The organism is Pseudoxanthomonas spadix, from assembly GCF_003703395.1.
Taxonomy (GTDB): Bacteria; Pseudomonadota; Gammaproteobacteria; order Xanthomonadales; family Xanthomonadaceae; genus Pseudoxanthomonas_A; species Pseudoxanthomonas_A spadix.
Window position 1 is genome coordinate 358,031 of sequence record NZ_RDQN01000001.1, and the last position, 26,999, is coordinate 385,029.

The following is a 26,999-nucleotide window of genomic DNA, read 5'->3' on the forward strand; positions in this document are numbered from 1 at the left end:
AGCAATGCCGGGCTTTTTCGTGGGCGTTTGCCTGAAGGCGTGGTCGTTGCGGTCACGCGCCCAGCCATCCGCGGGCCGCCTGGACCATCGCCTTGCGTGAGAACACAAAGTCCCACAGGCTGCCGCCCAGCTGCCGCCACAGCACCGCCGCGCGTACCGCGGCCAGCAGGATCGCACGGATTTCCGAGACCACGCCCGGCTGGGCCAGGTAATGCGGATTGCCCTGGACCATCACCCGCGGGCGCAGGCGGCTGATGGTGTCGGCGTAGAGCGTGCCCAGCGCCATCAGCACATCCGGATGGGTGCTGCCGCGTTCGCTGGCCTGCGGTGCGATCGCCTCCAGTCCGCCGCTGACAGCCTTGACGGTATCGGTTTCGCGGATGAAGCGGCGCTCGACCTGCAGCACGGCCATCGCCAGGCGCGGCAGGGACGGGTCCTTGTTCTCGCCGCCGAAGTAGTCGCGGACCAGGCGAAGCCCGGGCCCCAGGTTGGCGGCGCGGCCGTAGACCGCCTCGGTGGTCGCTGCGTCCATGCGGAACACGCTGTCCAGCACCGTGCCGGCTGCGCTGTTGTCCGACTGGCCGGTTTCGGCGATGCGCCGCACCTGGGCCAGGGCCTGGGCCAGCGCGGCCAGCGCCAGCACGCGTTCGGGCAGGGGCGCGCTCACGCCGCGCGCTCCTGCAGCCGCACTTCCAGCGGTGCATTGGTGCTGGCGATGACCGCCCCCCCGAGGCAGTCGTCGCCGTCATAGAGCACCACGGACTGTCCGGGGGTGACGGCGCGTTGCGGGCGTGCGAATTGGATATCCAGTGTTCCGTCCTCTTGTACGTGGACCGCGCAGGCCTCGGCGGCCTGGCGGTAGCGGGTCTGTGCGCTGCATTGCAGGCGCGCCGCCGGTGGGCTGCCGCCAATCCAGTGCATGGGCTCGCTGCGCAGCCGGGTGGACTGCAGGTAGGGGCTGGCCGTGTCCTGGTCGACGTAAAGCACGTTGCCCGCCACGTCCTTGCCGACCACGTACCACGGCGCGGCCGCGCGGCCACGCACGCCGCCGATGTTCAGGCCCTCGCGCTGGCCAAGGGTAAAGAAGAACACTCCCGGATGCTGACCGATGACCACACCGTCAGGGTCGCGCATCTCGCCGGTTCTTGCCGGCAGGTACTGGCCCAGGAACTGGCGGAAATCGCGCTCGCCGATGAAACAGATCCCGGTCGAATCCTTCTTGTCGTGGACCGGCAGCCCGGCCTGCCGGGCAATGCCGCGCAGGTCCGGCTTGTGCAGGTGGCCGATCGGAAACAGCGTGGCCGCCAGCTGCTCCTGGCCCAGCTGATGCAGGAAATAGCTCTGGTCCTTGCCGGGGTCGGCGCCGCGCAGCAGGTGCCAGCGCGCCCGGCGCTGCTCGACCCGCGCATAGTGGCCGGTGGCGATCTTCTCCGCGCCCAGCGCGCGCGCGGCATCGATGAAGTGCTTGAACTTCACCTCGCGGTTGCACAGCACGTCCGGATTGGGCGTGCGGCCAGCGGCATACTCGGCCAGGAAGTGGGCGAACACCCCATCCCAGTATTCCCTGGAGAAATCACGGAAGTGGAAGGGGATGCCCAGCCGCCCGCAGACCGCGACCGCGTCGCGGCGATCGTCCTCGGCCCGGCAGTTGCTGGCCGCTCTCGGGGCCCGACCGCCAGAGGCGGCGGGAGTGCCGGAAACGCCAGGTGCATCTTCCGGCCTGCCTTCAGCGCCACTCGCGCTGTCCTGCGCATCGCCACCGTCCGCCCAGTTCTGCATGAACAACCCGGCCACCGGCTCGCCAGCGCGCACCAGCTGCAGGGCGGCCACCGACGAATCCACGCCGCCGGACACGCCCACCACGATCCGCGGCGTGCTCATGCCAGCTGGCTCAGGGCCGAAAGCGGATAGCGCCGCCCGGCCAGGTAGTCGGCCACCACTCGCCACACCAGCGGGCTGCGATGGCGGGCGTGGGCCTTGTGCAGCTCGTCGGGCGTCATCCAGAGCGCGCGCACGATGCCTTGGTCCAGCGCCAGCGCCGGATCGTGCGATACCGGCTCGGCGGCAAAGGCAAAACGCAGGTAATGCCGGCCGGTCTGCGCCTTCCACTGGTAGGCGCCGACGAAATGGCGCAGGCGCACCGTCCAGGCGCTCTCCTCCCGGGTCTCGCGCAAGGCGGCGTCGAGCAGGCTTTCGTCCGGTTCCAGATGGCCGGCCGGCTGGTTGAGCACCAGCCGGCCTTCGGCGTGTTCCTCGACCATCAGCAGCTTGCCGCCGTGCGCCACGATGGTGGCCACGGTCGTGTCAGGTTGCCAGAGACGCGCGTTTTCGAACGTCATCGCGGACGTGCCATCAGGAAGATCGGTCCGATATTGGGACAGTTGCACATAAATCCCTTGCGCGTGCAGTGGCGGTGGGCGTTCTCATCGTGCAAATTGTGCGTGCGCAGACCCGGCCCGTCCAATCCGTATAATTGTTCCATGCCCCGTACCCCCCAACATGAGCACGAGCACGGCGTTCTGGTCGAAGCCGGCAAGCCGGAAGTCGTACCGCCGCCGCTCTATCAGGTCCTGTTGCTCAATGACGACTACACGCCGATGGATTTCGTCATCTCCGTGCTGCAGCAGTTTTTCAACATGGACCTGGAGAAAGCCACCCAGGTGATGCTGCACGTGCACACCCGCGGCCGCGGCGTGTGCGGCGTCTACACGCGCGAAGTGGCAGAGTCCAAGGTGGCCCAGGTGAACGAGTTTTCCCGGATGAGCCAGCACCCGTTACTGTGTACGATGGAACAAACCTGATCCCTTACCTCGCCCGGCCCACCGCCGGCTGAACACAGCAATCCAGACCCGCTGTGGAAATTCCCGCTACAGGCCGCATATCGTTGGCAACAGCAGTTGGGAGCCATTCCATGTTTAGCAAAGACCTCGAGCAGACCATCGGCCAGTGCTACAAGCGTGCCCGCGAGGCGCGCCACGAGTTCATGACCGTCGAACACCTCCTGCTCGCATTACTCGACAGCCCCTCCGCCCAGGCGGTCCTCAAGGCCACTGGTGCCGATACCGCCCGCCTGCGCGCGGACCTGGACCAGGCAGTGGAGGCCTCCGTGTCCCGTCTGGCCGAGGACGACGGCCGCGATACCCAGCCCACCCTGGGCTTCCAGCGGGTCCTGCAGCGGGCGGTCTACCACGTCCAGTCCTCGGGCAAGAAGGAGGTCACCGGCGCCAACGTGCTGGTGGCGATCTTCGGCGAAAAGGACTCCCACGCGGTCTATTTCCTCAACCAGCAGGATGTGACCCGGCTGGACGTGGTCAACTACCTGTCCCACGGCATTGCCAAGCAGGGCGACGGCGAGCCGCAGGGCTCGGGCGAGCCGGGCGAGGGCAAGGCCGAGGCGGGTGAGGGCGAAGCCAAGAGCGACGCCCTGACCGAATACGCCAGCAACCTCAACGAGGCCGCGCGCAACGGCAAGATCGACCCCCTGGTCGGCCGCGCCGAGGAGATCGAACGCACCATCCAGGTCCTGTGCCGCCGGCGCAAGAACAATCCGCTGTACGTGGGCGAGGCCGGCGTGGGTAAGACCGCCCTGGCCGAAGGCTTGGCCAAACGCATCGTCGACGGCGAGGTGCCCGAAGTCCTGGAGGACGCGGTCATCTACTCGCTGGACCTGGGTGCGCTGGTGGCCGGCACCAAGTACCGGGGCGATTTCGAAAAGCGCCTCAAGGCGGTCCTGTCGGCGCTGAAGAAGGTGCCCCACGCGGTGCTGTTCATCGATGAGATCCACACCATCATCGGTGCCGGTTCGGCCTCGGGGGGCACCATGGACGCCTCCAACCTGATCAAGCCGGCCCTGGCCTCGGGCGAGCTGCGCTGCATCGGCTCGACCACCTTCCAGGAGTACCGCGGCATCTTCGAGAAGGATCGCGCCCTGGCCCGTCGCTTCCAGAAGATCGATGTGGTCGAGCCGACCATCGCCGAGACCTACGAGATCCTGCTGGGCCTCAAGCCCAAGTATGAAGCGCACCACAACGTCAGCTACGCCGACGACGCGTTGCAGGCAGCGGTTGACCTGTCGGTCAAGCACATCGGTGACCGCCTGCTGCCGGACAAGGCCATCGACGTGATCGACGAGGCCGGCGCCCGTCAGCGGCTGCTGCCGGAGGAACGGCGCAAGAGCCTGATCGACATCGAGGAGATCGAGACGATCGTGGCCAAGATGGCGCGCATCCCGGCCAAGCAGGTCAGCGCGACCGACAAGGACGTGCTGCAGCACCTGGAGCGCAACCTGAAGATGGTGATCTTCGGCCAGGATCCGGCGATCCAGTCACTGGCCTCGGCGATCAAGCTGGCGCGCAGCGGCCTGGGCAACCCGGACAAGCCGATCGGCAATTTCCTGTTCGCAGGTCCCACTGGCGTGGGCAAGACCGAGGTGACCAAGCAGCTGGCCATGCAGCTGGGGATCGAGCTGGTCCGTTTTGACATGTCCGAATACATGGAGCCGCATTCGATCAGTCGCCTGATCGGCGCGCCTCCGGGCTATGTCGGGTTCGACCAGGGCGGCCTGCTGACCGAGAAGATCGTCAAGACCCCGCACTGCGTGTTGCTGCTGGACGAGGTGGAAAAAGCCCACCCGGACATCTTCAACATCCTGTTGCAGGTCATGGACCGGGGGGTGCTGACCGACACCAATGGCCGCGAAGCCAACTTCAAGAACGTGATCCTGGTGATGACCACCAATGCCGGTGCCGCGCAGGCCTCGCGCCGGTCGATCGGCTTCACCAAGCAGGACCACTCCACCGATGCGATGGAAGTGATCCGGCGCGGCTTCACCCCGGAGTTCCGCAACCGCCTGGATGCGATCGTGCAGTTCCAGGCGCTGGGCTTCGATCACATCCTGCGGGTGGTGGACAAGTTCCTGATCGAGCTGGAAATGCTGCTGCACGACAAGCACGTCACGCTCTCGGCCACGCCGGAAGCACGCGACTGGCTGGCCCAGCATGGTTTCGACCCGCAGATGGGCGCCAGGCCGATGGCGCGCGTGATCCAGGACAAGATCAAGCGCCCGGTGGCCGACGAGTTGCTGTTCGGCAAGCTCATCAACGGCGGCAAGGTCAGCATCGATGTCAAGGACGACGAGCTGGTGGTGACCACGCAGTCCGAGCCGGAGCGGCTGCTGCCGGCGACGGTCGAGTGATCCGGCCTCGCCTGAGGTAAGTGCGTGAAAGGCGGCGCAAGCCGCCTTTCACGTGTGTGGGCATCGGGCTGGAACAGGCGAGGGCGCGACATCGCCCAACGCAAAAAGGCAGCCAGGGCTGCCTCTCGTGAACGAGCCGCGCGGGCGGCTTATTTCATGCGGTAGGTGATGCGGCCCTTGGTCAGGTCGTAGGGCGTCATCTCGACCTTGACCTTGTCGCCGGTGAGGATGCGGATGTAGTTCTTGCGCATGCGGCCGGAGATGTGGGCGATGATTTCATGACCATTTTCCAGCTTCACCCGGAACATGGTGTTGGGCAGCGTCTCGGTGACGGCGCCTTCGAATTCAATTGAATCGTCTTTCGACATGGAAGCCTGCTGGGAGTGCGGCAACGGAAAGCGCTGCCGGCGAAGCCGCGCATTATACCCCGCTGCGCTCGGTATCGCCAAATTTGCGTTAAACGCCTGCCAGCGTGGAGGCGGCAAGGTCGCCGATCCGGGCGGTCCAGGCCTGGGCAGGTGCGTCCAGCGCCACCTGCCGGTCAACCAGCGCCAGGAATCGCTCGCGCGGCCATTGCTCGGCGCCCATGCGGCGCAGGTGGTCGCTGTCGACCTGGGCATCGATCAGCGGCCAGCCCCATCCGGCCAGGATCCGCGCAAGCCCGGCGAGGGCTGCCTTGGAGCCGCCGGAAACCGCGCTGAACATGCTTTCGCCGAAAAACATCTGGCCGATGGCCACGCCGTAGATGCCGCCGACCAGCGCCTGGCCGTCCCAGACCTCCAGCGAATGGGCATGGCCGAGGCGATGCAGGGCGGTATAGGCATCCAGCATCCGAGGCGTGATCCAGGTGCCGTCCTGGCCGGGTCGCGGCGCGTGGGCGCAGGCGCTCATCACCTGCGCAAAGGCGGTGTCGGCGCGCAACACCCAGTTGCTGGTGCGCAGCTGGCGCCGGAAGCGCGCACTCAGGTGCACGCGGTCGGTGCCGAACACGGTGCGCGGATCCGGCGACCACCACAGCAACGGCTGGCCCTGCGAGTACCAGGGAAACACGCCGGCGCGATAGGCGTTGAGCAGGCGCTGCGGCTCCAGGTCACCGCCGATCGCCAGCAACCCGTCCGGCTCACGCAGCGCCAGGCGTGGATCGGGGAAGGGCGCATCGGCCGAAGGATCCAGCAGGAACGGCAGCCGCCGGCGCATGCGCGCGGCTCAGTCCTGCGCGGCGCGGAACGGCGAGCGCCCGGCCAGCAGCTGCGCGTGTTCGCGCACCTCGGCGGTTTCTTGCGCGCACCAGCGGCGCAGGGCTTCGCGGAAACGCGCATCGGCGATCCAGTGCCGGCTGCGCACGAAGGTCGGCAGGAATCCGCGCGCGATCTTGTGCACGCCCTGGGCGCCGGGTTCGAAGCGGGCCAGGCCTTCGCGCAGGCAGTAGTCGATGCCCTGGTAGTAGCAAGTCTCGAAATGCAGACCGGGCAGGGTGGCATCGGCGCCCCAGTAGCGCCCGTAGAGGGCGTCGCCACCGCGCAGGCACAACGCACCGGCGACCGGCCGGCCTTCGAACTCGGCCAGGAACATCACCAGCGCGCGCGGCATGGACCGCGCCAGGTGGCGGATGAAATCCAGGGTCAGGGCCGGCGAATTGCCGTATTCGTGGAAGGTCTGCAGGTAGAAGCCATACATCGCATCCAGGTCGTCGTCGCTGGCCTGATCGCCATGCAGCACCCGGAAGCACACCCCCGAGCGGGCCACCTTGGCCCGCTCCTGGCGGATGTTCTTGCGGTGCTTGTGGTCCATCGCACCCAGGAACGCGTCGAAGTCGTCCCAGCCGGCGGTGTTGTGCCATTGGTACTGCACGTCGGTGCGGGCCAGCCAGTCGGAACCGAAGTCGGCATCCTCGGCTTCAGTGTGGAAATTGACGTGGGCCGAGGACAGGCCGTGCCGGCGCACGTGGTCGGTCATCGCCGCCAGCAGCCCCTGGCGGCCCTCGGCCGTGGCGGCCAGCAGGCGCGGACCGGTCACCGGCGAATACGGCACCGCGCACAGCCACTTGGGGAAATAATCCTCGCCGTAGCGTGCGTAGGCGTGCGCCCATGCATGGTCGAACACGAACTCGCCATGGGAATTGGCCTTGAGGTAACCCGCCGCCGCCGCGACCAGGCGTTCGCCCTCCCAGACGCTCAGGTGCTGCGGGGTCCAGCCCCAGTCGCTGCGCAGGCAGCCGGTGCGCTCCAGGCCGGACAGGAAGGCGTGACGAATGAACGGGTTGCGCCCGTCATGCAGGGCGTCCCAGGCTTCGGGCGCAATCGAGGACAACGAGGACAGGAGACGGATCTGGCACATCGAACGGTGATGCTACGGGCTCGGCTCGCGCAGGTCGATGGTGATCGGCTTGAAACAGGCGAATCTGCAGCCGGCTCTGGCTCACGCGGGCAAGCCCTGCCAGGCCGAGCGTGTTGGAGCACGCGGCGTGCCTGGACGCCAAGCTTCGTCGGGCGGCCTCGACCCGCCAATGCCCGCCAGCATATTTCACCGCCCAACGCCAAGCTTTGTAGGGCGGGTCTTGACCCGCCACCCACTACTCCGGCCGCTCCGTAAGCGAAAGCGGCGGGTCGAGACCCGCCTTACGGCGATGCCGAGCCTTGTAGGGGCGGGCCTTCTGGCCCGCCACCGCAAAACCCCGCTGCGCATGCGTGCACATTCCATACATGACCACGGCCGAAAGCGGCGGGTCGAGACCCGCCCTACGCACCGCGCAGCCCGGTGCCTCCATTGCCGCTCAGGTGCCCTTGTCGAGGAAGCGTTCGGCGTCCAGCGCGGCCATGCAGCCGAAGCCGGCCGAGGTGATGGCCTGGCGGTAGTGCTGGTCAGCCACGTCGCCGGCAGCGAAAACCCCCGGCACCGTGGTCTGGGTGGCGTTGCCGTCCAGGCCCGACTTGATGATCAGGTAGCCGTTGTTCATGGCCAGCTGGCCGTCGAACAGGCTGGTGTTGGGCGTATGGCCGATGGCCACGAAGAACCCGTGCACCACCAGGTCGCGGGTACTGCCGTCGAGCACCGACCTGACCCGCAGGCCGATGACGCCGGCTTCGTCGCCCAGCACCTCCTCCACGGTGTGGTGCCAGACCGGCACGATCTTGCCGGTGTCAATCTTGGCCTGCAGCTTGTCCTGCATGATCTTCTCGGCGCGCAGGGTGTCGCGGCGGTGGATCAGGTAGACCCTGTTGGCGATGTTGGACAGGTACAGCGCCTCTTCCACGGCGGTGTTGCCGCCGCCGACCACGGCCACGTCCTGGTCGCGGTAGAAGAACCCATCGCAGGTGGCGCAGGCCGACACGCCGCGGCCCTTGAAGGCCTCTTCCGATTCCAGCCCCAGGTACCGGGCGGTGGCGCCGGTGGCGATGATCAGCGCGTCGCAGGTGTACTCGGCGCTGTCGCCGATCAGCCTGAACGGGCGCTGGGACAGGTCTGCGGTGTGGATGTGGTCGAAGATGACCTCGGTCTCGAAGCGTTCGGCATGGGCCTGCATGCGCGCCATCAGGTCCGGACCCATCAGGCCGTGGGCGTCGCCCGGCCAGTTGTCCACTTCGGTGGTGGTCATCAGCTGGCCGCCCTGCTGCAGGCCGGTGATCACCACCGGCTTGAGATTGGCGCGCGCGGCATAGACCGCAGCGGTCCAGCCGGCCGGGCCGGAGCCCAGGATCAACAGGCGGCTGTGCTTGGAAGTGCTCATGTATACTCAAAAAGTGGGGGTAAAAAGCGCGCAAGCCGATGCGTTCGGCCCGCTGCGGACGGTCCATAGAGTGGCTGCGCAGCCACGCCGAATCAAGGCGCGCCGATGGAATGCACCGGCCGCCGCCTGCTGGCCAGGGCGATTGCCGGCGGGACGGTCCACCGGCCGGCACGGCAGCTGACCTCGCTGAATTCCGCAGGCGATTCGTTTATTATCAAGTACTAACGAAATATTCCTGAGGTCTGATCCCAAGGTGGCAAAAGCGCTCCCGGAACGCGGCAAAGCCAAAGGCGCCCCTGCCGCGCGCCGCACCAGGCCGTCCTCCCCGCCCAATCCACGCCGCCAGCGGCTGTGGCGCGACCTGGCGCTGATCGTGATCGCGCCGGTGCTGCTGTACCTGCTGGCCTGCCTGTTCACCTATTCCCCGCAGGATCCCAGCTGGACCCAGGCCAGCAACCTGACCGCGCCGATCCACAACATGGGCGGCAAGGTCGGCGCGATCGTGGCCGACCTGCTGCTGGGCTTCTGTGGCTACATCGCCTTCCTGCTGCCGCTGATCCTGGGTGCAATCGCCTGGATCGCCCTGTTCGGCATGGACAAGGATGGCGATGGCGAATCCGATCTCGGTCCGGCACTGCGCCTGATCGGCATGGTGGGCTTCCTGATCTCCTCGACGGGGCTGCTCTACGTCCGCCATGTCTCGGCGACGGATTTCTCCGCGGGACCTGGCGGCATCCTGGGTCGCCTGGTCGGTCGTTCGCTGACCATGCTGTTCGGCGAGCTGGGCGGGAACCTGTTCCTGCTGGTCCTGTTTCTGGTGTCGGTGACCCTGGGCACGGGGCTGTCCTGGTTCGCGCTGATGGAGCGGATCGGGCAGGGCGTGAGTGCCTTGCCGGGCCTGCTGCGCCGCAGCGGCAAGCAGGCCGAGGACTGGCAGAAAACCCGCGCCATGCGCGAGCAGCGCGAGGAAGTGCGCAAGGTCGATGCAGTCAAGCAGGCCAAACGCGAGCCGGTCAGGATCGAGCCGCCAGTCGCGCCGGTGGTGGAAAAGAGCGAGCGCGCCAAGCGCGAGACCCAGATCCCGCTGTTCCATGGCACCGGCGCCACCGCCGACGGCCTGCCGCCGCTGGCGTTGCTGGATGATCCCAAGCCGCAGGCCATGGGCTATTCCGAGGAAACCCTGGAAACCCTGTCGCGGCAGATCGAGTTCAAGCTCAAGGATTTCCGCATCGAGGTGCAGGTGGTCGGCGCCTATCCGGGCCCGGTGATCACCCGCTTCGAGCTGGAACCGGCACCGGGGGTGAAGGTCAGCCAGATCAGCTCGCTGGACAAGGACATCGCCCGTGGCCTGTCGGTCAAGGCGGTGCGCGTGGTCGATGTGATTCCGGGCAAGTCGGTGATCGGCCTGGAGATTCCCAACACCAGCCGCGAGATGATCTATCTGTCCGAGCTGCTGCGTTCCAAGGAATACGACAAGTCGGCCAGTCCGCTGACCCTGGCGCTGGGCAAGGGCATCGCCGGCCAGCCGACCGTGGCCGACCTGGCGCGCATGCCGCATCTGCTGGTGGCCGGCACCACCGGTTCGGGCAAGTCGGTGGCGGTCAACGCCATGGTCCTGAGCCTGCTGTACAAGGCCAGCCCGAAAGAGCTGCGGATGCTGATGATCGACCCGAAGATGCTGGAACTGAGCGTCTACGAGGGCATCCCGCACCTGCTGGCGCCGGTGGTCACCGACATGAAGGAGGCCGCCAACGGCCTGCGCTGGTGCGTGGCCGAGATGGAGCGCCGCTACAAGCTGATGAGCGCGGTGGGCGTGCGCAACCTGGCCGGCTTCAACAAGAAGGTCACCGACGCGCTCAACGCCGGCCAGCCGCTGATGGACCCGTTGTTCAAGCCCAACCCGGACCTGGACGAGATGCCGCGCCAGCTGGAGACGCTGCCGTTCATCGTGATCTTCATCGACGAATTCGCCGACATGATGATGATCGTCGGCAAGAAGGTCGAAGAACTCATCGCCCGCCTGGCGCAGAAGGCGCGCGCGGCCGGCATCCACCTGATCCTGGCCACCCAGCGCCCGTCGGTGGACGTGATCACCGGCCTGATCAAGGCCAACATCCCCACCCGGATCGCCTTCCAGGTCAGCTCCAAGATCGACTCGCGCACCATCCTGGACCAGTCCGGTGCCGAGACCCTGCTGGGCCATGGCGACATGCTGTACCTGCCGCCGGGCACCGCAATGCCCGACCGCGTGCATGGTGCATTCGTGTCCGACGAGGAAGTGCATCGGGTGGTCGAGCACCTCAAGGCCAGCGGACCGGTCGACTACCTCGAAGGGGTGCTGGAAGAAATGCAGTCGATGGGCGAGGGGGTCATGGTCGGCCCGACCGGCTTGCCCGAATCCAACGGCGGTGGCGGTGACGAATCCGACCCGCTGTACGACGAGGCGGTGAAGATCGTCACCGAGACCCGCCGGGCGTCGATCTCCGGCGTCCAGCGCCGGCTCAAGATCGGCTACAACCGCGCCGCGCGCCTGGTCGAGGCGATGGAAGCGGCCGGCGTGGTCAGCCCGCCCGAGCACAATGGCGACCGCAGCGTGCTGGCACCGCCGCCGCCGCGCTGATGGGCAAGCAAGATGGCTGCGCGCCGTATCAGGACCTGCAGGGTGGCTCCTGCGGCCAGAAGCTTCATGGCGAGCCATCCACGGTGCAGGCCAGCGCTGACCTTTCGCGGGCTGGGCGACGGCTGAATCCGCGCGCGGAGGCCCGCTGCCGGTCGCAGGCGGATTCAGACTGGACCGGTCACACTTGCCACATCGAAACATCAGGGGTTGCTGCATGATCCGCACGTTCAAACTGGCCGTCCTGGGCACCGCGCTGCTGGCCGGCACCGCGCTGGCCGGCGCCCGCGACGAACTGGCCACCTTCACCAACGGCCTGAGGGGCCTGGAGGGGCAGTTCACCCAGAAGGTCTTCAATCCCAACGGTGGCTTGAAGGAAAGCTCCAGCGGTCGGGTGGCGCTGTCGGTGCCGGATCTGTTCCGCTGGGAGTACGCCAAGCCCTATGAGCAGCTGATCGTGGCCGATGGCAAGAAGGTGTGGATCTACGACACCGACCTGGAGCAGGTCACCGTGCGTGAGCAGGGCAACGAGGCGCAGAACAGCCCGCTGGCCGCCTTGCTCAAGCCCAACGAGCTGGATGGCAGGTTCGATGTGTCCGAAGGCCCGGCCGAGCAGGGCCTGGACTGGATGACGCTCACCCCCAAGCGCAATGACTCGGCCAGCGGCTTCGAAGTGGCCAGGTTGGGCTTCGCCGACGGGCAGCTGGTGCAGATGGACGTGATCGATGCCACCGGCCAGCGCATCCAGGTGCATTTCGCCGGTTGGAAGCGCAACCCGGCCTTCGCCGCTGGCACCTTCACCTACAAGCCCGCCCCGGGCGTGGACGTGGTCGGCGGCGGCTGATCGCCGCAGCCGTGGTGCCTGGCGTCGGGCCCGATAGAATGATGCCGTGGCCAGAGCAAAGACCCTTCCCGGCGACGCGCCGGACCTGCTGAGCGTGGACCGCAGCGCGATGCAGCCGCTGGCCGAGCGCATGCGCCCGCGCACGCTCGACCAGATGGTCGGCCAGCGCCGCCTGCTGGCACCGGGCAGCGCGCTGCGCCGCGCGGTCGAGTCGGGCCACGTGCATTCGATGATCCTGTGGGGGCCGCCGGGCTGCGGCAAGACCACCCTGGCGCTGCTGCTGGCGCGCTATGCCGATGCGCAGTTCAAGGCCATCTCCGCGGTGCTGTCCGGCCTGCCGGAGGTGCGCCAGGTGCTGGCCGAGGCCGCGCATCGGTTTGCCGAAGGCCGGCGCACGGTGCTGTTCGTCGACGAGGTGCACCGCTTCAACAAGGGCCAGCAGGATGCATTTTTGCCGCACATCGAGCGCGGCACGATCCTGTTCGTTGGCGCCACCACCGAAAACCCTTCCTTCGAACTGAACTCGGCGCTGCTCTCGCGATGCCGCGTGCACGTGATGGAAGCGGTGGCCGCAACCGACATCGCCCAGGCGCTGCGCCACGCGCTGGAGGATGAAACGCGCGGGCTCGGTGGGCAGGGCCTGAAGGTGTCGGAACAGGCCCTGCTGCAGATCGCCGGCGCCGCCGACGGCGATGTGCGCCGCGCGCTGACCCTGCTGGAAATCGCCGCCGAACTGGCCCTTGATGAAGGCGGCCAGATCACCGAAGCCACCCTGGTGCAGGTACTGGCCGACCGTACGCGCCGCTTCGACAAGGGTGGCGAGCAGTTCTACGACCAGATCTCGGCGCTGCACAAGTCGGTGCGCAGCTCCAATCCCGATTCGGCGCTGTACTGGCTCACGCGCATGCTCGACGGCGGCTGCGACCGCGCCTACCTGGCCCGGCGGCTGACACGCATGGCGATCGAGGACATCGGCCTGGCCGATCCACGCGCCCAGCAGATGGCGCTGGAAGCCTGGGACATCTACGAGCGCCTGGGCAGCCCGGAAGGCGAACTGGCCCTGGCCCAACTGGTGCTGTACCTGGCTTCCACCGCCAAGTCCAACGCCGGCTACGCCGCCTTCAACCTGGCCAAGGCCGACGTGCGTGAGAACGGCACCCAGGAAGTGCCGATGCATCTGCGCAACGCACCGACCAGATTGATGAAAGGCCTCGGCTACGGCGCCGGCTACCAGTACGACCACGACGCCGAAGGCGGGATCGCGCTGGACCAGACCGGCTTCCCTGATGCACTGGGCGAGCGCGTGTACTACGCGCCGGTCGAGCGTGGCCTTGAGATCAAGCTCAAGCAGAAGCTCGATGCCTTGCGCGCCGCACGTGCGCAGGCGCGGGCCGAGAAAGGCAAGCCATGATCCCTGCCATCTGGTGGCAGCAGCTGGCGCTGGTGATGACCGGCGGCGCATTCGGCGCAGGCCTGCGGTTCTGGATCGGCGGGCAGATGCTGCGTCACTTCGGCAACGGCCTGCCTTACGGCACGCTGGCGGTGAACTTCATTGGCTCGCTGGCCGGCGGCTTCCTGGTGGTGTGGCTGGAAGACCGCGGCCAGGCGGCGCTGTACCTGCGCGCATTCTTGATCGTGGGCATCCTGGGCGGACTGACCACGTTCTCCTCGTTGATGATCGAAAGCCTGATCTTGGCGCGTGCAGGCCGAAGCATGGCGATGCTGACCAACCTGGGGACCAGCCTGATGGGCGGGCTGGTGCTGGTATTTGTGGGCGCCTGGCTGGCAGGGTTGATGCGGCCGCAAGGTTGATCGCTGAGTACAGCGCGTGGTCTGCCGGCCGCGCCGGCTCCTAGGAGTCTGTCGGGCTTTGGCGGTCGAGGCGAAAATTCGGCTGTGCGAGGACAGATTTTCGGCGATTCGCCGCCCCATAGTGGTTCTATGGGGCAAGAAGCGACGGAAATATGGACCGCACAGCCGGATTTGCAGCCCGGCCGGCCAAAGTCCGACAGGCTCCTAGCCCCTGCACCCCAGCGGACCCTGCGACAGCGGGTTGGTATCACACGATTGCGCCGGCACCGCGCGAAGCTCCAACGCGCTGTGCCGACGCCCGTTCTTCCCTCGTGACACGAATGTCGCAGGCTCCCATGTCGTCCCGCGATGGCAGGCCATGCTCCGCAGCGCGCGGGCAGGGAACAGAAAGCCCCGCGCGCTACGGATCACACGAGATCGGACAGGTCAGGTGTGCGCAGGGCACTTGGCCGGGCCACCTAAACAATCTTTCCGGAAGATCTAGTGTAGTGTTCCATTCTGTTTGGAACTTAAGCGCTGATTGGCGCGGATCACCTTCTGCAGGATGTCGCGGGCGCTTCTGGTCCAGATGAACGGCTTGGGTTTGGTGTTGTGATGCGCGAGGTACTCGTCAATGGCGGCGATCAGTTCGGGCACGCTGGTGAACACCCCGCGGCGCAGCCGCTCGGTGGTGATGTCGCGGAAGAAGCGCTCAACCATGTTCAGCCACGACGCGGAGGTGGGCGTGAAGTGCATGGTGAAGCGCGGGTGCTTGGCTAGCCACTTCTGGACATTGGGATGCTTGTGGGTGGCGTAGTTGTCGGCGATCAGATGCAGCGTCTTGTCCTTGGGCGTCTGGCGGTCGATCTGGCGCAGGAACTTCAGCCATTCGACGTGGGTGTGGCGCGGCTGGCACTGGCCAATGACCTGCCCGTCGAGCACGTTGAGCGCAGCAAACAGCGTGGTCGTGCCATTGCGCTTGTAGTCGTGCGTCATCGTCTGCGCGCGGCCCTTCTTCAGCGGCAGCCCGGGCTGGGTGCGGTCCAACGCCTGCACCTGGCTCTTCTCGTCGCAGCACAGCACCAGCGCATGCTCGGGCGGCGACAGGTACAGGCCGACGATGTCTTCGAGCTTCTCGACGAACTGCGGGTCGCGCGAGACCTTGAAGCTACGCACGAGGTGCGGCTTCAAACCGTGGGCGTGCCAATGCCGCATCACGGTGCTGGGGCTCACGCCCAGCTCGGCGGCCATCTTGCGCGTACTCCAGTGCGTGGCCGCCGCCGGCTGGCTCTGCGTGGTCAACTCCACCAGCCGCGCCGCGTCGACCTTGGCCGGCGGCGCCCCGCGCGGCAAGTCGCGCTCGATCCCGGCCATCCGCGACTGCGCATATCGCGCGCGCCAGCGCGAGACCTGTACGCGCCCCACCCCTACTTGCTCGGCGATCTCCTTGTTCTGCATGCCGTCCGCAGCCAGCAGCACCATGCGGGCGCGCTGCGCCAGCCTCACGCTCGTGCGCTTGGAGCGAACCAGTCTCGTCAACTCGGCTCGCTCCTCGTCGCTCAGCACAATCTCAGGGGCAACTCGCACTTGCACTCTCCACTCTTCGTCCTCGTAGAGTGTTGGAACGATGGATTTCATATAAGTTCCATCAAGAATAGAACAGTACACTAGAACATGTAGTTGTAGGCGAGGCCAATGCTGTCCTGGCCATGCTCGGCGCTGATTGGTGCGGAAGTATTTGGCAACCTGTCATTACCCATCTTTTTCTTGAAGGAACGGGTCCAGGCAAGATCCACCTTGCTCTTCGGCGAGAACTGGTAAGAAAAGCCCGCTGATCCAAACCGGGTCGTGATGCCAGGCGTGACCGCCAACATAGTGTTGGATGGCAATGCCTGGGTCGTGAAACGGGCTCCCCCACGCAATGTCCACCTGCCGGTTTGGTAAGCGGCCCCGAGCGACAGAGCAGTCTGATCCTTGAAGTTCAAAGGCAATAAAATGTCGATATCGGCCCCATTATCCGCCACAAATCCAACATCGATGTTCTCCATGGCGTCCTTCCAGAAGATCCGGGAGATATCAGCGGCAATCATCCATTGCGCATTGATCTGGTGGCTGATGCCAAGGTTCAATTGTGCCGGTGTCTGGAAGTCTCGGATACTGACTTTCCCCTTGAGTGGAACCTGGCCAACCAAGGCGTCGACCGCCGTCAGGGTTGCGTCACCTTCCATGTCATCAATATGACTTTTGAAGGAGTACGCGCCACCCAGCGTCGTGTCTTGCGAGACCTTGTAGGTCAGTCCGATGCGACCGCCGATTCCCCATGCATCAGCACCACTGGCCACTGGCTGGTTCTTGATAAAGCCCAGATGCGCACCGCGCAGGTCAGGCAAGCCCCCGAGCACGGGTACCAGGCTACCGTCCGCCCGGCCCGACCCGATCAGCGAGCCGACCTGATCGGCGCCAAGCAGCAAGCCGAGGTTCAAGCCCTGCCAAATCGCATCGAGACTTGCCCCAACAGCCAGCTTGTCATTGACTTCGTAGCTGGCCGCAAAAGGAATATTCAGGGTCAGCAGGCGGCTGGCGTTGTCGAGCCCGGTATCAAGCCCGCCTGTGGCGCGGGAAAGAAAACTGTTGTTTCCATATTCTGTTCCCACCCCGCCCTGCGGAAAGAGACCAACACCAAACGTCCAAGGCCCACCGTGATAGGTATATGCCAACTGAGGCGCGGCATAGGGGCCGCGATTCTTTGAGTGAGTCTTGGAACGGGCGACCTCTCCTGTCTCGGTGTTCTTGATCAACAGGTCTGCAAAAATGACGTCTGCACCGAAATGAAAATCCGATCCTTCGGGCGTCATCGACAGTGTCGCCGGATTGATCAACATACCGGCGGCCCCCACATCGAACGCGGTGCCGGCACCGCCCATGGCCGCCGATATCGGTCCATGCCCCACGAACCGAAAGACGTCGCTGACCGCCCAAGCCGACTGTGATGCGATTGCCAGCAGCACCCCGGTGGTAATCGGGGTGATTAATTTATTCTTCATCTATGTTCCCTCCCAGAAACGAAAATTTTAATTAACAGGAATATTCAGTTTGGCTGCCATGGCGATTCAGGGTAGCAGCCAGGCCTTGCTCTTTAATCATGCTTCAGGAAATCAATCACCAGGCGGTTGAACTCGTCGGCGTGCTCCCATTGCGCCCAGTGGCCGCACTTGGAGAACACATGCAAACGTGCGTCGCCAAGGGTCCACAGCAGCTTCAAGCCGTGGTCGAGGGGGACGAAGCGGTCATCGCGTCCCCAGGTCACGAATGTCTTGGCCTTGATTTCTCCGAGCCTGGCAGACACGTCCCAGCTCGAGAGCGGCGCCTTTTGCGCGCTGATGAGGAAGTTCTTCAGGTGCTCCGGGTGACGCTGAATCGCTTCCCAGCGACCCTGCAGCAACTCCTCGGTGATGAGTGACTGGTCATACAAAAACACCTGGATCATCTGTTTCAGGGTTTCATAGGATGGCTCGGCGTACAGCTTGAACAGCAGCTTGATGCCTTCCATCGGCATCGGCGCGAACATGCTCGGACCCAGTCCGCCGGGTCCCATGAGGATCATTTTGCCGATACGCTCGGGGTATTCGAGAGCGAAGTTCAGGGCTGTGGCGCCCCCCATCGAGTTGCCGACCAAGTGCGCCCGGTCGATACCCAGCGCGTCCATCAGCCCCTTGACTGCACGGGCGTTGGCCAAGCCCCGCTGCTCCTCCACCACCACCGCGTCGGACTTGTTGAAGCCGGGCGAATCCTTCAGGATCACCCGGTAGCCAGCTTCGACGAAGGGGCCAATGTTGCGGTAATAATTGCTCCAGCCACCGGCGCCGGCGCCCCCGCCGTGCAGCATGATGACGGTTTCACCCTGACCGGCATCGTTGTAATGGATATTGAAATCCGAAAATCCTGCCTCATTGATTTTCACGGATTTACTGGTCGAACTTTCGGTAAGTGCTGTCATTTCTTGTCCTTCAGTGAATGGGATGGAGCCCATGGGGCAGGGCGCTAATATGCAGCGCGAAGTAAAAAATCATGCGGCGGGTAGGGGGGGATAGCAACGTCCAGGGCGCCCCAACGGCCGATAGGCTTTCAAGCAAGTTCGATGCGCCAAGGCAGCTGCACTGCGCCACCGGACAGCCAGCTTCTCAGCTCTGCCTTCTTGAGTTTTCCGTTCGTGGTCTTGGGTAGTTGATCCACAAACACCACGTGCTTCGGTGTTTCAGGGCGACTGAGCTTGCCTTGGCAGAAGTCGATGACTTCCTGCACCGTCACATCGGGCTGCGAAGGTTTTCGGACAACCACGGCAACGACAGCCTCGCCCCATTCCGGATGCGGCACGCCTACCACGGCGACCTCCTCCACCGCAGGGTGCTCGACGAGAATCGCCTCAACCGTGGTTGGAAATACTTTTACGGCGCCGGTGCTGATCAGGAATTTCTGACGATCCAGCAAATAGAGATAACCGCGCTCGTCAAGGCGCCCGATGTCGTTGGTGCGTAACCAGCCATCTGGCATGGCTTCCGCCGTCGCCTCGGGCAGGTTTTTGTAGCCTTTCATCATCGTATTGCCGCGCAGCCAGATCTCGCCGGATTGACCGATCGGCACCGGTTGCCCCGACTCGTCACGAATCGTGCAGTCGTAGCTGGTTCCGATGCGACCCACCGACTTCAGCAAATCGATTTCATCGCGCAATGCGTGCTCGTGGTCGGCATCTGTCAAGTAACTGACCCAGCCCGCCGCGGTTTCGGTCATGCCATAGATCTGCAGCAGCTTGATGCCCTTGAAGGTCTCCCGGGCATCACGGATCAGTTTGGGTGTTGCCGGCGAAGAGCCGTACACCATCATGCGCAATGAGGACAGGTCATAGACGGGATTGCTTTGGATTTCAGCTATCGCGCGCTGGAGCATGGTCGGGACGTGGAACCCGGCCGTAATGCGAAAACGCTCGACATCACGCAGGTAGGCCTGCAATTGGTATCCGCCATCCGGAATGACGGTCGTCATTCCGTTGCCTAGTCCCAACAAGTAGCACATGACGACGACCCAGGCCGAAGATCCTACCGCTCCCCAAACATCGTCTGGACAGAAGCCAAAATGACCCAATGACTGAATGATGCAATTGGCACCGCTCAGTTGCGGCAACATCACGCCCTTGGGCACACCGGTGGTGCCGGAGGTATAGCTGAAAAACAGGATGTCGTCGGGGGCCAACGTTGGCCAGTGGGGCTCACCCTCGGCCTTTGCCAGCAGGCTCTCGTAGTCGTGCTCCAGGCCATGGCCTGCGCCGTAACCAATCAACGTGATGCCCAGTGTCTCCAGCTCGTCCATCCGACTGGCGACCAAGTCCCGGCAACGGGCATCCAACAACAGGAACTTGACCTCGCTGTCTTTCAGCACGTGCAGCATCTCGGGCCAGACGTATCCCGTATTGACCGCCACGCGTGGGGCCGCGATCTTCATGCAGGCAAAGAAGTGTTCATAGACCTCGATGCTCTCGGGCGCGAGGATGGCCACCGTTTGGCCCGGTCGGTGGCCAAGTTGCTGCAGCGTCACTCCAAACTGGTCTGATCGCTGGTCCATTTCGCGCCAGGTACGCGATCGTTCGCCGCAGTAGTAGGCGATCTTGGTCGGGAAGTTGTTCCCACAGCGCTTGACCAAATCTCTCGCAAACATAGATCATCACTCGCAAGTTTCAGTGTGTCTGGCTTGTTACCGTTGTCAGGTCGGTCGGAACACCAGACCTCGTCGGTCGAGATGCGCCTGGGTCGCCTGAGCCATGGCGACCCCTCAGGCATGAAGCCGTCAAGGTCGCCACCCCCTATGCCAGCTCGATCGTTGATGCTCTTGGCCGTCTCCTGCGTCTACGGTCCGCGGGCTTTTCGGCGTTTGGTCAAAGCGGTGATGTATCTGTTGCTGCCGAGCTTCATGCGGCTTCCTTCTTCGCAATCGCACGCTCACGCGCCATGGTCATGGCGGTGTCTTCGATCATGTCTTCCTGGCCGCCGACCATGCCGCGCCGTCCCAGCTCGACCAGGATGTCGCGCGCCGGCACGCCATACTTCTCACTGGCGCGTTTGGCAAACAGCAGGAAGCTGGAGTAGACCCCGGCATAGCCCAGCGTGAGCGAGTCGCGGTCGATGCGGATGACGTGGTCCATGATCGGCACCACCAGGTCTTCGGCCACGTCCTGGATCTTGAACACGTCCACTCCGGTTTCGATCCCCATACGCGCACAGACGGCGATGAACACCTCCATCGGCGTGTTGCCGGCGCCAGCGCCCAGGCCAGCGGCGGCGGCATCGATGCGGTTGGCGCCGGCCTCGATCGCAGCGATCGAGTTGGCCACCCCCATGGCCAGGTTGTGATGGCCATGAAAGCCCAATTCCGTCTCGGGCTTGAGCGCGGCGCGCACGGCGCTCAAACGCACTTTCACATCATCAGGCAGCATGTAGCCAGCCGAGTCGGTGACATAGATGCAGTTGGCGCCGTAGCCTTGCATCAACAGTGCCTGGCTCACCAGCTTTTCCGGGCTGGCCATGTGCGCCATCATCAGAAAGCCAACGGTATCCAGCCCCAGCTTGCGCGATTGGGTGATGTGCTGCTCGGACACATCGGCTTCGGTGCAGTGGGTGGCCACGCGGATGGTATTCACGCCCAGGTCCTTGGCCATCAACAGGTGTTCGACGGTGCCGATGCCGGGGAGCAGCAGGGCACTGACCTTGGCCTGCTTCATCAACGGAATCACGGCGCCCAGGTATTCCTCGTCGCTGTGCGCCGGGAAACCATAGTTGACCGAGGAGCCGCCCAGGCCGTCGCCGTGGGTGACTTCGATCAACGGCACGCCCGCGGCGTCCAGGCCGCAGGCAATGCTCTTCATCTGGTCCAGCGTCATCAGGTGGCGCTTGGGATGCATGCCGTCGCGCAGCGTCATGTCGTGAACGGTGATTTTCTTGCCTTTGAGGTTCATGGTGGTTCTCCTGCGTGATTCAGGCGTGGACGGGCTGGAGTGTCAGCTGCCCGGCGAGCATTTCTTCGGCAAACATCTCGGCGGTGCGGGCAGCGGCGGCGGTCATGATGTCGAGGTTGCCGGCGTACTTGGGCAGGTAGTCACCCAGGCCCTCGACCTCCAGGAAGACCGAGACACGCTTGCCGTCGAACACCGGACCGTTGACCAGTTTGTAGCCGGGCACGTACTTCTGCACCTCCTTGATCATGGCGTGGATCGACTCGGTGATCTTCTGCTGGTCCGGTTCGCTCTCCAGCAGGCAGTGCACGGTGTCGCGCATGATCAGCGGCGGCTCGGCCGGGTTGAGGATGATGATGGCCTTGCCCTTTTTCGCGCCACCAACTTTTTCCACGCCGCCGGCCGTGGTGCGGGTGAATTCGTCGATGTTCTTGCGCGTACCGGGCCCGGCAGACTTGCTCGACACGGTCGCGACGATTTCACCGTAGGCCACCGGCTGCACGCGGTTGACGGCAGCCACCATGGGGATGGTGGCCTGGCCCCCGCAGGTGACCATGTTGACGTTCATCTCGCCTTTGCCGACATGCTCCTTGAGGTTGACCGGCGGCACGCAGAAGGGGCCGATGGCCGCGGGCGTGAGATCGATCATGAGCGCCCCTTCGGCGTTCACCTTGCGGCTGTTCTCTGCATGGGCGTAAGCGCTGGTGGCGTCAAAGACGATCTGTACACCGTCGGCCTGCATGTGCGGCACCAGGCCGTCCACACCGTCAGAAGTGGTCTTGAGCCCCATCTCGCGGGCGCGCTTGAGACCGTCGGACTCGGGGTCGATGCCGACCATCCAGACCGGCTCCAGTACGGGGCTGCGCTGCAGCTTGGCCAGCAGGTCGGTGCCGATGTTGCCGGGTCCGATCACGGCGCATTTGATTTTATTGGTCATGTTCTCAGTTTCCGGAAGAGTCATTGGAATTGTACCGAGCAGTCGCCGATGCCGCCGACGCTGACGCGGAAGTGGTCTCCGGCCTGAGCCGGAAACATGGCAGCCAACGCGCCGGAGAGAATCACCTCGCCGGCTTTCAGGCCGATACCCAGGCGGCCCAGGGTGTTGGCCAGCCAGGCCACGGCATTGACCGGGGAGCCCAGGGCGGCCGCGCCGGCACCGGTCGCGATGATCTCCCCGTTTTTCTCGAGCACCATGCCACAGGTCTTCAGGTCGATCTTGCGTGGATCGGCGGCGGTGCTACCGAGTACGAACATGCCGCAGGAGGCGTTGTCGGCGACGGTGTCCTGGATCTTGATTTTCCAGTCGCGGATGCGCGAGTCGACGATCTCGAAGCAGGGCATGACAAAGTCGGTGGCCGCCAGCACGTCGGCGTTGGTAATGCCCGGGCCCATCAGGTCCTTTTTCAGGACAAAGGCGATCTCGCCTTCGGCTTTTGGCTGGATCAGGGAGGACATCGAGATGCTGCCGCCGTCGCTGACGATCATGCCGTCGAGCATATAGCCGAAGTCGGGCTGGTAGACGCCCAGCATGTTCATCACGGCCGCGCTGGTGACGCCGATTTTCTTGCCGACGACGCGCTCGCCGGCCTGCAGGCGGCGCGAGATCATGCGTTGCTGGATGTGGTAGGCGTCCTCGATGATGATGTCTGGATGGCGGCTGGTCAATGGCTCGACCACGGTGCGTGTGCACAGCGCGCTGTACAGCTCGTCACCCAGCGTTCCGATCAGTTCAGGGGTCATGGCGTTTCGGATCATTCCAGGACGGGGCGTTCATTGCTTTGAGGCAGCTCTCCCAGGCCCGCTTCCGCGCCCCGGGAAGGGCATCTTCACTCCTTGGTCAAGCCTTCGGCGCGAAGCGCAGACTGTACCGCTTCGCGGCCTCCGACACGGCCTTGGAAGGCCTGCAGCGCCGGCCAGGGCGAGAGATCAAGCTTGACATAGGCGCTCCAACCGAGCACGACAAACAGATAGATGTCGGCCACGCTCAATTGGTCACCCAGCAGATAGGGCGCATGCTCGAGCTGTCGCGCGACCTGCCCCAGGCGGGTGTTCAGGCTCTGCCGCACGGCGTTTTTCCAGTCGTCGCTGGACGCAGGGTTGAACAAGGGGCTGAAGCTCTTGTGCAGTTCGCTCGAGATGAAGTTCAGCCATTGCTGCAAGCGGTAGCGCTCGAAGCTGCCGTTGGCCGGCGCCAGCTGCTTGCCGGGCACCTGATCGGCCACGTATTGCACGATGGCGGGACCCTCGGTCAGGGTACGGCCGTCGTCAAGCTGCAGGCAAGGCACGTACCCGGCCGGGTTGATCTCTAGGTAGTCCTGCCCGGAGGCGGTCTTCTTGCTTGCCAGGTCGACCTTTACCAGCTCGAAATCCAGGCCGGCCTCGCGCAATGCAATGTGCGGGGACAGCGAGCAGGCACCAGGACTGTAGTAAAGCTTCATGCAAGGACTCCAGGGGGGTAGAGGTTATTGTTCATGCTTTTTTGCGCGCCGGCTTGTGGCCCCACATGCTCGTGCTGTCATGCCGCACCACGGACCAGGAGCGGTCAACGGTCCGGGCACTCCATCCGTACTCGACCTCCAGTCCGGACGGAGTCGCTGCATAGAACGACACCATGTGGTCATTGGTGTGGCGTCCAAGCGTGGAGGTGATCAAGCCGTCCGCGTCAACGCGATCATATGCAAAACCGACGTCATCGAGCGAGGCGACTTCGAGCATGAAGTGATGAATGCGTTTTGGCAGCGGGAATGCCGCGATCGCCAGGGTATGGTGGCGTTCGTTGCAGTGCAGGAAATACGCAGGAACCGTCACGTCCGGCCCCAATTTCATGTGGATGACGTCAGACAACCGGAAGCCGAGCACGTCGGTATAAAACGCCAGCGCCTTGTCCGAATCCGGAACGCAGCGCACGAAGTGCCCCAGCCCTTGCTCGGCGGTCAGGAAACCCGACACGGCCGCACCAGGCAGGAACGGTTTTTCGAACAGCTCACTGGCGCCGTAATAAATTTCCAACGGCAGGCCAAACGGGTCGGCAAAAGTGATCAATCCCGTCACCCCGCGGCGCCTGGCAAGTGAGGCATCGCCGGTAGTGACTGCGATACCGGCCTGTTTGAGCTTGTCAGCCATCTGCGCCAGCCCTGCCGCATCGGCCACCTCGTAGCCTGCATAGGCCAGATCGTCAACCTCGCCCTGCTGCACGGCAATCCGCCAGGCTCTCGAATCGACGCGGAACAGGTCGCCGTTGTCGGTCGTGCCTGCATCCATCAAGCCCAGTTTCTGCGTCAGAAACGAACGCCAAGCAGCTACGTCGCTGACCGCAAACCCCATGTATCCCAAAGTTTTGATGCTCATTACTGTCTCCTTCGTCGATGCTCAGGGGTTGATATTCAGCTTTTCGAGCAGGTCATTACCCCCGGCACCCGAGAAGAATCCACGAACGCCCAAGCCACCGTCGTAGTTCAGCAAGGCCCCGGTCGCAGGCGCCGCATCGCCTCGCGTGGCAAAAAACACATAGGCCCCGGTGTACTCCTCGGCCTCAGGCATGCGGCCGATCGGAAGCACCGACTTGAGCATGTCGGCAAGCGGCACGGTCGAAATCGCCTTGCCGCCCATCCCCAGCGAGGAGGGGCCTCTCAGATCGCTATTGATGCCGCCCGGCCCCACCCCGTTGACGCGCACGTATGGCGCCAGCTCGAACGCCAGTTCACGCACCAGGCCCACAATGGCGTGCTTGGCTGCGGTGTAGAGAGGGCCTCCGCCATTGGGATAGAAGCCCGCATTGGAGATCGTGAAGATCACGTTGCCACGGCTGGCGACCAAGGCCGGCAGGCAGGCCTTCACTGCATGGATATAACCCTTGACATTGATGTGAAAGACCTCATCGAACGCGGCATCGAGGCTCTCTTCGGGCAGGTCGACCAAGGCCGTCGAGTAATCCCAAATGCCTGCATTGGGGATCAGGGTGTCGATTTTTCCGAACTTGGCCACGCAGCGGCTGGCCGCCTGCTTCTGATCTTCCAGTGAACGGACATCGCCGGTGACGCCAAGCACGTTGTCGCCATGATCGGTTTCCAGCTGTGCGAGGCGCTCGGCCGACTTGTCCAGCACTGCCACTTTTGCGCCTTCGGCCACGAATCGGTCCACGAGCGCTCGCCCCAACCCGGAGGCGCCTCCCGTGATCAACACCACTTCGCCTGTCAATTTCATTCTCAAACTCCTGATTGTTAGACCGATTCGCCAGCCACGCGCATCAACTTGATTTGGCCTTGAGCAAATCCCGCAAATTTGAGCCGACATCCTGCAACTGCTCGGCTGAGACAGGAACCCGGGCGCCGACCAGTCGGGTCGCCACAGAAAATTCCCTGGTGGCATTGATCGCCGTCGCCGCTTCGACACAGCCGTCAAGCAACCTGAACAACACCAGTGGCTGGCCGGCCTGCGCATCGCCGCGCAGGATGATTTCTCCGGGCCCCTCGGCATCGCCAATCATCTGGATGCGGTGACCCGCAATCTCGGTCCAGGAGCTCGGCACCTGCAGCGTCGGCACGGGCGTGCCCAACATGGCGCTGGCCGCGACTTCGGCCTCCATCTGGCTATTCAGGTAGGTCTCCAGCGAGCGTTGGCCACCTTGACGCAGCGGCCAGGCGGCGACGTCACCGGCGGCGAACACCTCCGGGCAGGAGCTCGCGCCGGTGGCGTCGACCAGCACGCCGCGTGCGCAGGCGATGCCCGCCGCCCGCGCCAGCTCGTCCGCCGGCTCGGCGCCAATGCTGACCAGCACCACGTCGGCTGCCACCTGGCGCCCATCGGCGCACACGACGGTGCGCACCTGGCCCTCACCTTCGAAGCGCGAGGCCTGTGCATTGCGCTCCACCCGGACACCCATGCGTTCCAGTTCGGTTCGGCACCACGCCCCGGTTCTGTGACCCAATACACGCAGCAGCAACTCATCTCCTGCTTCCAGGATCGTGACATCGACACCGACCTTGCGCGCGGTGGTCGCCACCTCGCAGCCGATCAGGCCTCCGCCGACGATGACCAGCGACTGGCCAGGGCGCAGCGCCTGCCGCAGCGCCTCGCTGTCGGCGAGGTCTCGCAGGGTATGGATGCCGGCCAGGTCGCAGCCCGGAATCGCCACGCGTCGCGGGCGCGCGCCGGTCGCCAGCAGCAGCCGATCGTAGGCCAGCGAGGCACCGGTTTCGAACCGAATCTCGCGGTTGGCCACATCCAGGCCACTCACCCGTCGCCCGAGTTGCAGGTCCACGTCGGCCGATGCGTACCAGGAGGCGTCCAGGATTGCAGGCGGCTCGGGCTGCTCGCCCTTCAACACCGCCTTGGACAGTGTGGTTCGGTCATAAGCGTGCCGCGGTTCGTCCCCGACCAGGTGAAGGCGTCCGGTATACCCCTGGGCACGCAACGCGCGCGCAGCCGTCGCCCCGGCCAGGCCGGCGCCGATGATGGAGATGGCTTCGATCATGGCGTCAGATACCCCGCTTCGAAGTCGATCAGCACGTCATTTCCCTCGATGCGGATTGGAAATATCTTCAATGCCTCACAGGGCGGCGGCGATTTGACCTTGCCCGTGCGAACGCAAAACTTCCCCATGTGCAGTGAGCATTCCACCACGTCACCATCAAGGTAGCCGCCCTCGGACAGGGACCAGTCACCGTGGGTGCAGTGGTCCTGGGTCGCAAACAGTTCGCCATCCACATTGAAGATCGCGACGGGGGTGTCTCCACTTTCGACCTTCAGGGCTTCGCCTTCGGGCACATCGCTTCGCTCACAGACTTTGGTAAATTTCATATCGCTTTCATGTAGGGGTTCAAAGGA

General features: G+C 64.5%; 25 protein-coding genes. 6 read left to right on the plus strand and 19 right to left on the minus strand.

Features of this window, described 5'->3' with window-relative positions; translation table 11 throughout:
- Window positions 1–52: 52 nt before the first annotated feature.
- Genes hflD through D9R12_RS01645 form a run of 3 tightly spaced genes read right to left on the minus strand, consistent with a single transcriptional unit; the run spans window position 53 to window position 2,339 of the window.
- Entirely contained in the window at window positions 53–667 is a 615-nt protein-coding gene (gene hflD, locus D9R12_RS01635; protein ID WP_014160716.1) for a high frequency lysogenization protein HflD, read from the minus strand.
- Window positions 664–1,881, minus strand: a complete 1,218-nt coding sequence (mnmA, locus tag D9R12_RS01640) for a tRNA 2-thiouridine(34) synthase MnmA (RefSeq protein ID WP_122227236.1) — start codon at window positions 1,879–1,881, stop codon at window positions 664–666. The genes hflD and mnmA overlap by 4 nt, the downstream gene beginning before the upstream one ends.
- Entirely contained in the window at window positions 1,878–2,339 is a 462-nt protein-coding gene (locus D9R12_RS01645) for an NUDIX hydrolase (protein ID WP_014160714.1), read from the minus strand. The genes mnmA and D9R12_RS01645 overlap by 4 nt, the downstream gene beginning before the upstream one ends.
- A gap of 141 nt (window positions 2,340–2,480) precedes the next feature.
- Between D9R12_RS01645 and clpS the strand changes: the two genes are divergently transcribed.
- The gene (gene clpS, locus D9R12_RS01650) at window positions 2,481–2,801 is read left to right on the plus strand and encodes an ATP-dependent Clp protease adapter ClpS (RefSeq protein ID WP_014160713.1); all 321 of its coding nucleotides are present in this window, start codon (window positions 2,481–2,483) and stop codon (window positions 2,799–2,801) included.
- Between the two features lie 110 nt (window positions 2,802–2,911).
- A complete protein-coding gene (gene clpA / locus D9R12_RS01655; RefSeq protein WP_122227238.1) occupies window positions 2,912–5,194 on the plus strand; it encodes an ATP-dependent Clp protease ATP-binding subunit ClpA in 2,283 nt (760 codons plus the stop codon).
- Window positions 5,195–5,343: 149 nt separating this feature from the next.
- On the opposite strand, the gene infA is transcribed toward clpA, so the two are convergent.
- The 4 genes from infA to trxB all read right to left on the minus strand — a co-directional run bounded on the left by infA (window position 5,344) and on the right by trxB (window position 8,921).
- The gene (infA, locus tag D9R12_RS01660) at window positions 5,344–5,562 is read right to left on the minus strand and encodes a translation initiation factor IF-1 (protein ID WP_014160711.1); all 219 of its coding nucleotides are present in this window, start codon (window positions 5,560–5,562) and stop codon (window positions 5,344–5,346) included.
- A gap of 88 nt (window positions 5,563–5,650) precedes the next feature.
- On the minus strand, window positions 5,651–6,391 hold the full coding sequence (gene aat, locus D9R12_RS01665) for a leucyl/phenylalanyl-tRNA--protein transferase (RefSeq protein WP_122227240.1): 741 nt from the start codon (window positions 6,389–6,391) through the stop codon (window positions 5,651–5,653).
- Between the two features lie 9 nt (window positions 6,392–6,400).
- Entirely contained in the window at window positions 6,401–7,531 is a 1,131-nt protein-coding gene (locus D9R12_RS01670) for a GNAT family N-acetyltransferase (RefSeq protein WP_122227242.1), read from the minus strand.
- Window positions 7,532–7,967: 436 nt separating this feature from the next.
- The gene (gene trxB / locus D9R12_RS01675) at window positions 7,968–8,921 is read right to left on the minus strand and encodes a thioredoxin-disulfide reductase (RefSeq protein WP_122227244.1); all 954 of its coding nucleotides are present in this window, start codon (window positions 8,919–8,921) and stop codon (window positions 7,968–7,970) included.
- 253 nt (window positions 8,922–9,174) lie between these two features.
- On the opposite strand from trxB, the gene D9R12_RS01680 reads away from it, so the two are divergent.
- From D9R12_RS01680 to crcB, 4 genes are all read left to right on the plus strand, one after another.
- Complete coding sequence (locus tag D9R12_RS01680; RefSeq protein WP_014160706.1) at window positions 9,175–11,541, plus strand: DNA translocase FtsK; 2,367 nt, start codon at window positions 9,175–9,177, stop codon at window positions 11,539–11,541.
- A 214-nt stretch (window positions 11,542–11,755) separates the two neighbouring features.
- Complete coding sequence (lolA, locus tag D9R12_RS01685; protein WP_122227246.1) at window positions 11,756–12,382, plus strand: outer membrane lipoprotein periplasmic chaperone LolA; 627 nt, start codon at window positions 11,756–11,758, stop codon at window positions 12,380–12,382.
- 109 nt (window positions 12,383–12,491) lie between these two features.
- A complete protein-coding gene (locus D9R12_RS01690) occupies window positions 12,492–13,793 on the plus strand; it encodes a replication-associated recombination protein A (protein WP_244671973.1) in 1,302 nt (433 codons plus the stop codon).
- Window positions 13,790–14,194, plus strand: coding sequence for a fluoride efflux transporter CrcB (crcB, locus tag D9R12_RS01695; protein ID WP_122227250.1), 405 nt, complete (start codon window positions 13,790–13,792; stop codon window positions 14,192–14,194). The genes D9R12_RS01690 and crcB overlap by 4 nt, the downstream gene beginning before the upstream one ends.
- Before the next feature lie 480 nt (window positions 14,195–14,674).
- Here the strand turns inward: crcB and D9R12_RS01700 are convergent, their stop codons facing one another.
- From D9R12_RS01700 to D9R12_RS01755, 12 genes are all read right to left on the minus strand, one after another.
- Window positions 14,675–15,760 (minus strand): IS630 family transposase, encoded by a 1,086-nt coding sequence (locus D9R12_RS01700; protein WP_122227672.1) that lies wholly within the window; start codon window positions 15,758–15,760, stop codon window positions 14,675–14,677.
- Between the two features lie 80 nt (window positions 15,761–15,840).
- Window positions 15,841–17,217 (minus strand): OmpP1/FadL family transporter, encoded by a 1,377-nt coding sequence (locus tag D9R12_RS01705; protein ID WP_122227252.1) that lies wholly within the window; start codon window positions 17,215–17,217, stop codon window positions 15,841–15,843.
- A 92-nt stretch (window positions 17,218–17,309) separates the two neighbouring features.
- Complete coding sequence (gene bphD, locus D9R12_RS01710; protein WP_043290490.1) at window positions 17,310–18,170, minus strand: 2-hydroxy-6-oxo-6-phenylhexa-2,4-dienoate hydrolase; 861 nt, start codon at window positions 18,168–18,170, stop codon at window positions 17,310–17,312.
- A 128-nt stretch (window positions 18,171–18,298) separates the two neighbouring features.
- Window positions 18,299–19,882, minus strand: coding sequence for a class I adenylate-forming enzyme family protein (locus D9R12_RS01715; protein WP_122227254.1), 1,584 nt, complete (start codon window positions 19,880–19,882; stop codon window positions 18,299–18,301).
- A gap of 250 nt (window positions 19,883–20,132) precedes the next feature.
- Window positions 20,133–21,176 carry a 4-hydroxy-2-oxovalerate aldolase BphI gene (gene bphI, locus D9R12_RS01720; RefSeq protein ID WP_014160699.1) on the minus strand — a complete coding sequence of 348 codons (1,044 nt, stop codon included), beginning with the start codon at window positions 21,174–21,176 and terminating at the stop codon, window positions 20,133–20,135.
- Window positions 21,177–21,195: 19 nt separating this feature from the next.
- Window positions 21,196–22,110, minus strand: a complete 915-nt coding sequence (bphJ, locus tag D9R12_RS01725; protein WP_014160698.1) for an acetaldehyde dehydrogenase BphJ — start codon at window positions 22,108–22,110, stop codon at window positions 21,196–21,198.
- Window positions 22,111–22,130: 20 nt separating this feature from the next.
- Window positions 22,131–22,913: a 2-oxopent-4-enoate hydratase gene (gene dmpE / locus D9R12_RS01730; protein ID WP_014160697.1), complete on the minus strand. Its 783-nt coding sequence runs from the start codon at window positions 22,911–22,913 to the stop codon at window positions 22,131–22,133.
- Window positions 22,914–22,999: 86 nt separating this feature from the next.
- Window positions 23,000–23,611 (minus strand): glutathione transferase GstA, encoded by a 612-nt coding sequence (gene gstA / locus D9R12_RS01735; protein ID WP_122227256.1) that lies wholly within the window; start codon window positions 23,609–23,611, stop codon window positions 23,000–23,002.
- Between the two features lie 31 nt (window positions 23,612–23,642).
- Complete coding sequence (gene bphC, locus D9R12_RS01740; protein WP_014160695.1) at window positions 23,643–24,521, minus strand: biphenyl-2,3-diol 1,2-dioxygenase; 879 nt, start codon at window positions 24,519–24,521, stop codon at window positions 23,643–23,645.
- A 21-nt stretch (window positions 24,522–24,542) separates the two neighbouring features.
- Window positions 24,543–25,376: a cis-2,3-dihydrobiphenyl-2,3-diol dehydrogenase gene (gene bphB, locus D9R12_RS01745; protein WP_014160694.1), complete on the minus strand. Its 834-nt coding sequence runs from the start codon at window positions 25,374–25,376 to the stop codon at window positions 24,543–24,545.
- Window positions 25,377–25,419: 43 nt separating this feature from the next.
- Window positions 25,420–26,646 (minus strand): NAD(P)/FAD-dependent oxidoreductase, encoded by a 1,227-nt coding sequence (locus tag D9R12_RS01750; protein WP_122227258.1) that lies wholly within the window; start codon window positions 26,644–26,646, stop codon window positions 25,420–25,422.
- The gene (locus D9R12_RS01755) at window positions 26,643–26,972 is read right to left on the minus strand and encodes a non-heme iron oxygenase ferredoxin subunit (protein WP_014160692.1); all 330 of its coding nucleotides are present in this window, start codon (window positions 26,970–26,972) and stop codon (window positions 26,643–26,645) included. Before D9R12_RS01755 ends, D9R12_RS01750 begins: the two co-directional genes overlap by 4 nt.
- Between the last annotated feature and the right edge of the window lie 27 nt (window positions 26,973–26,999).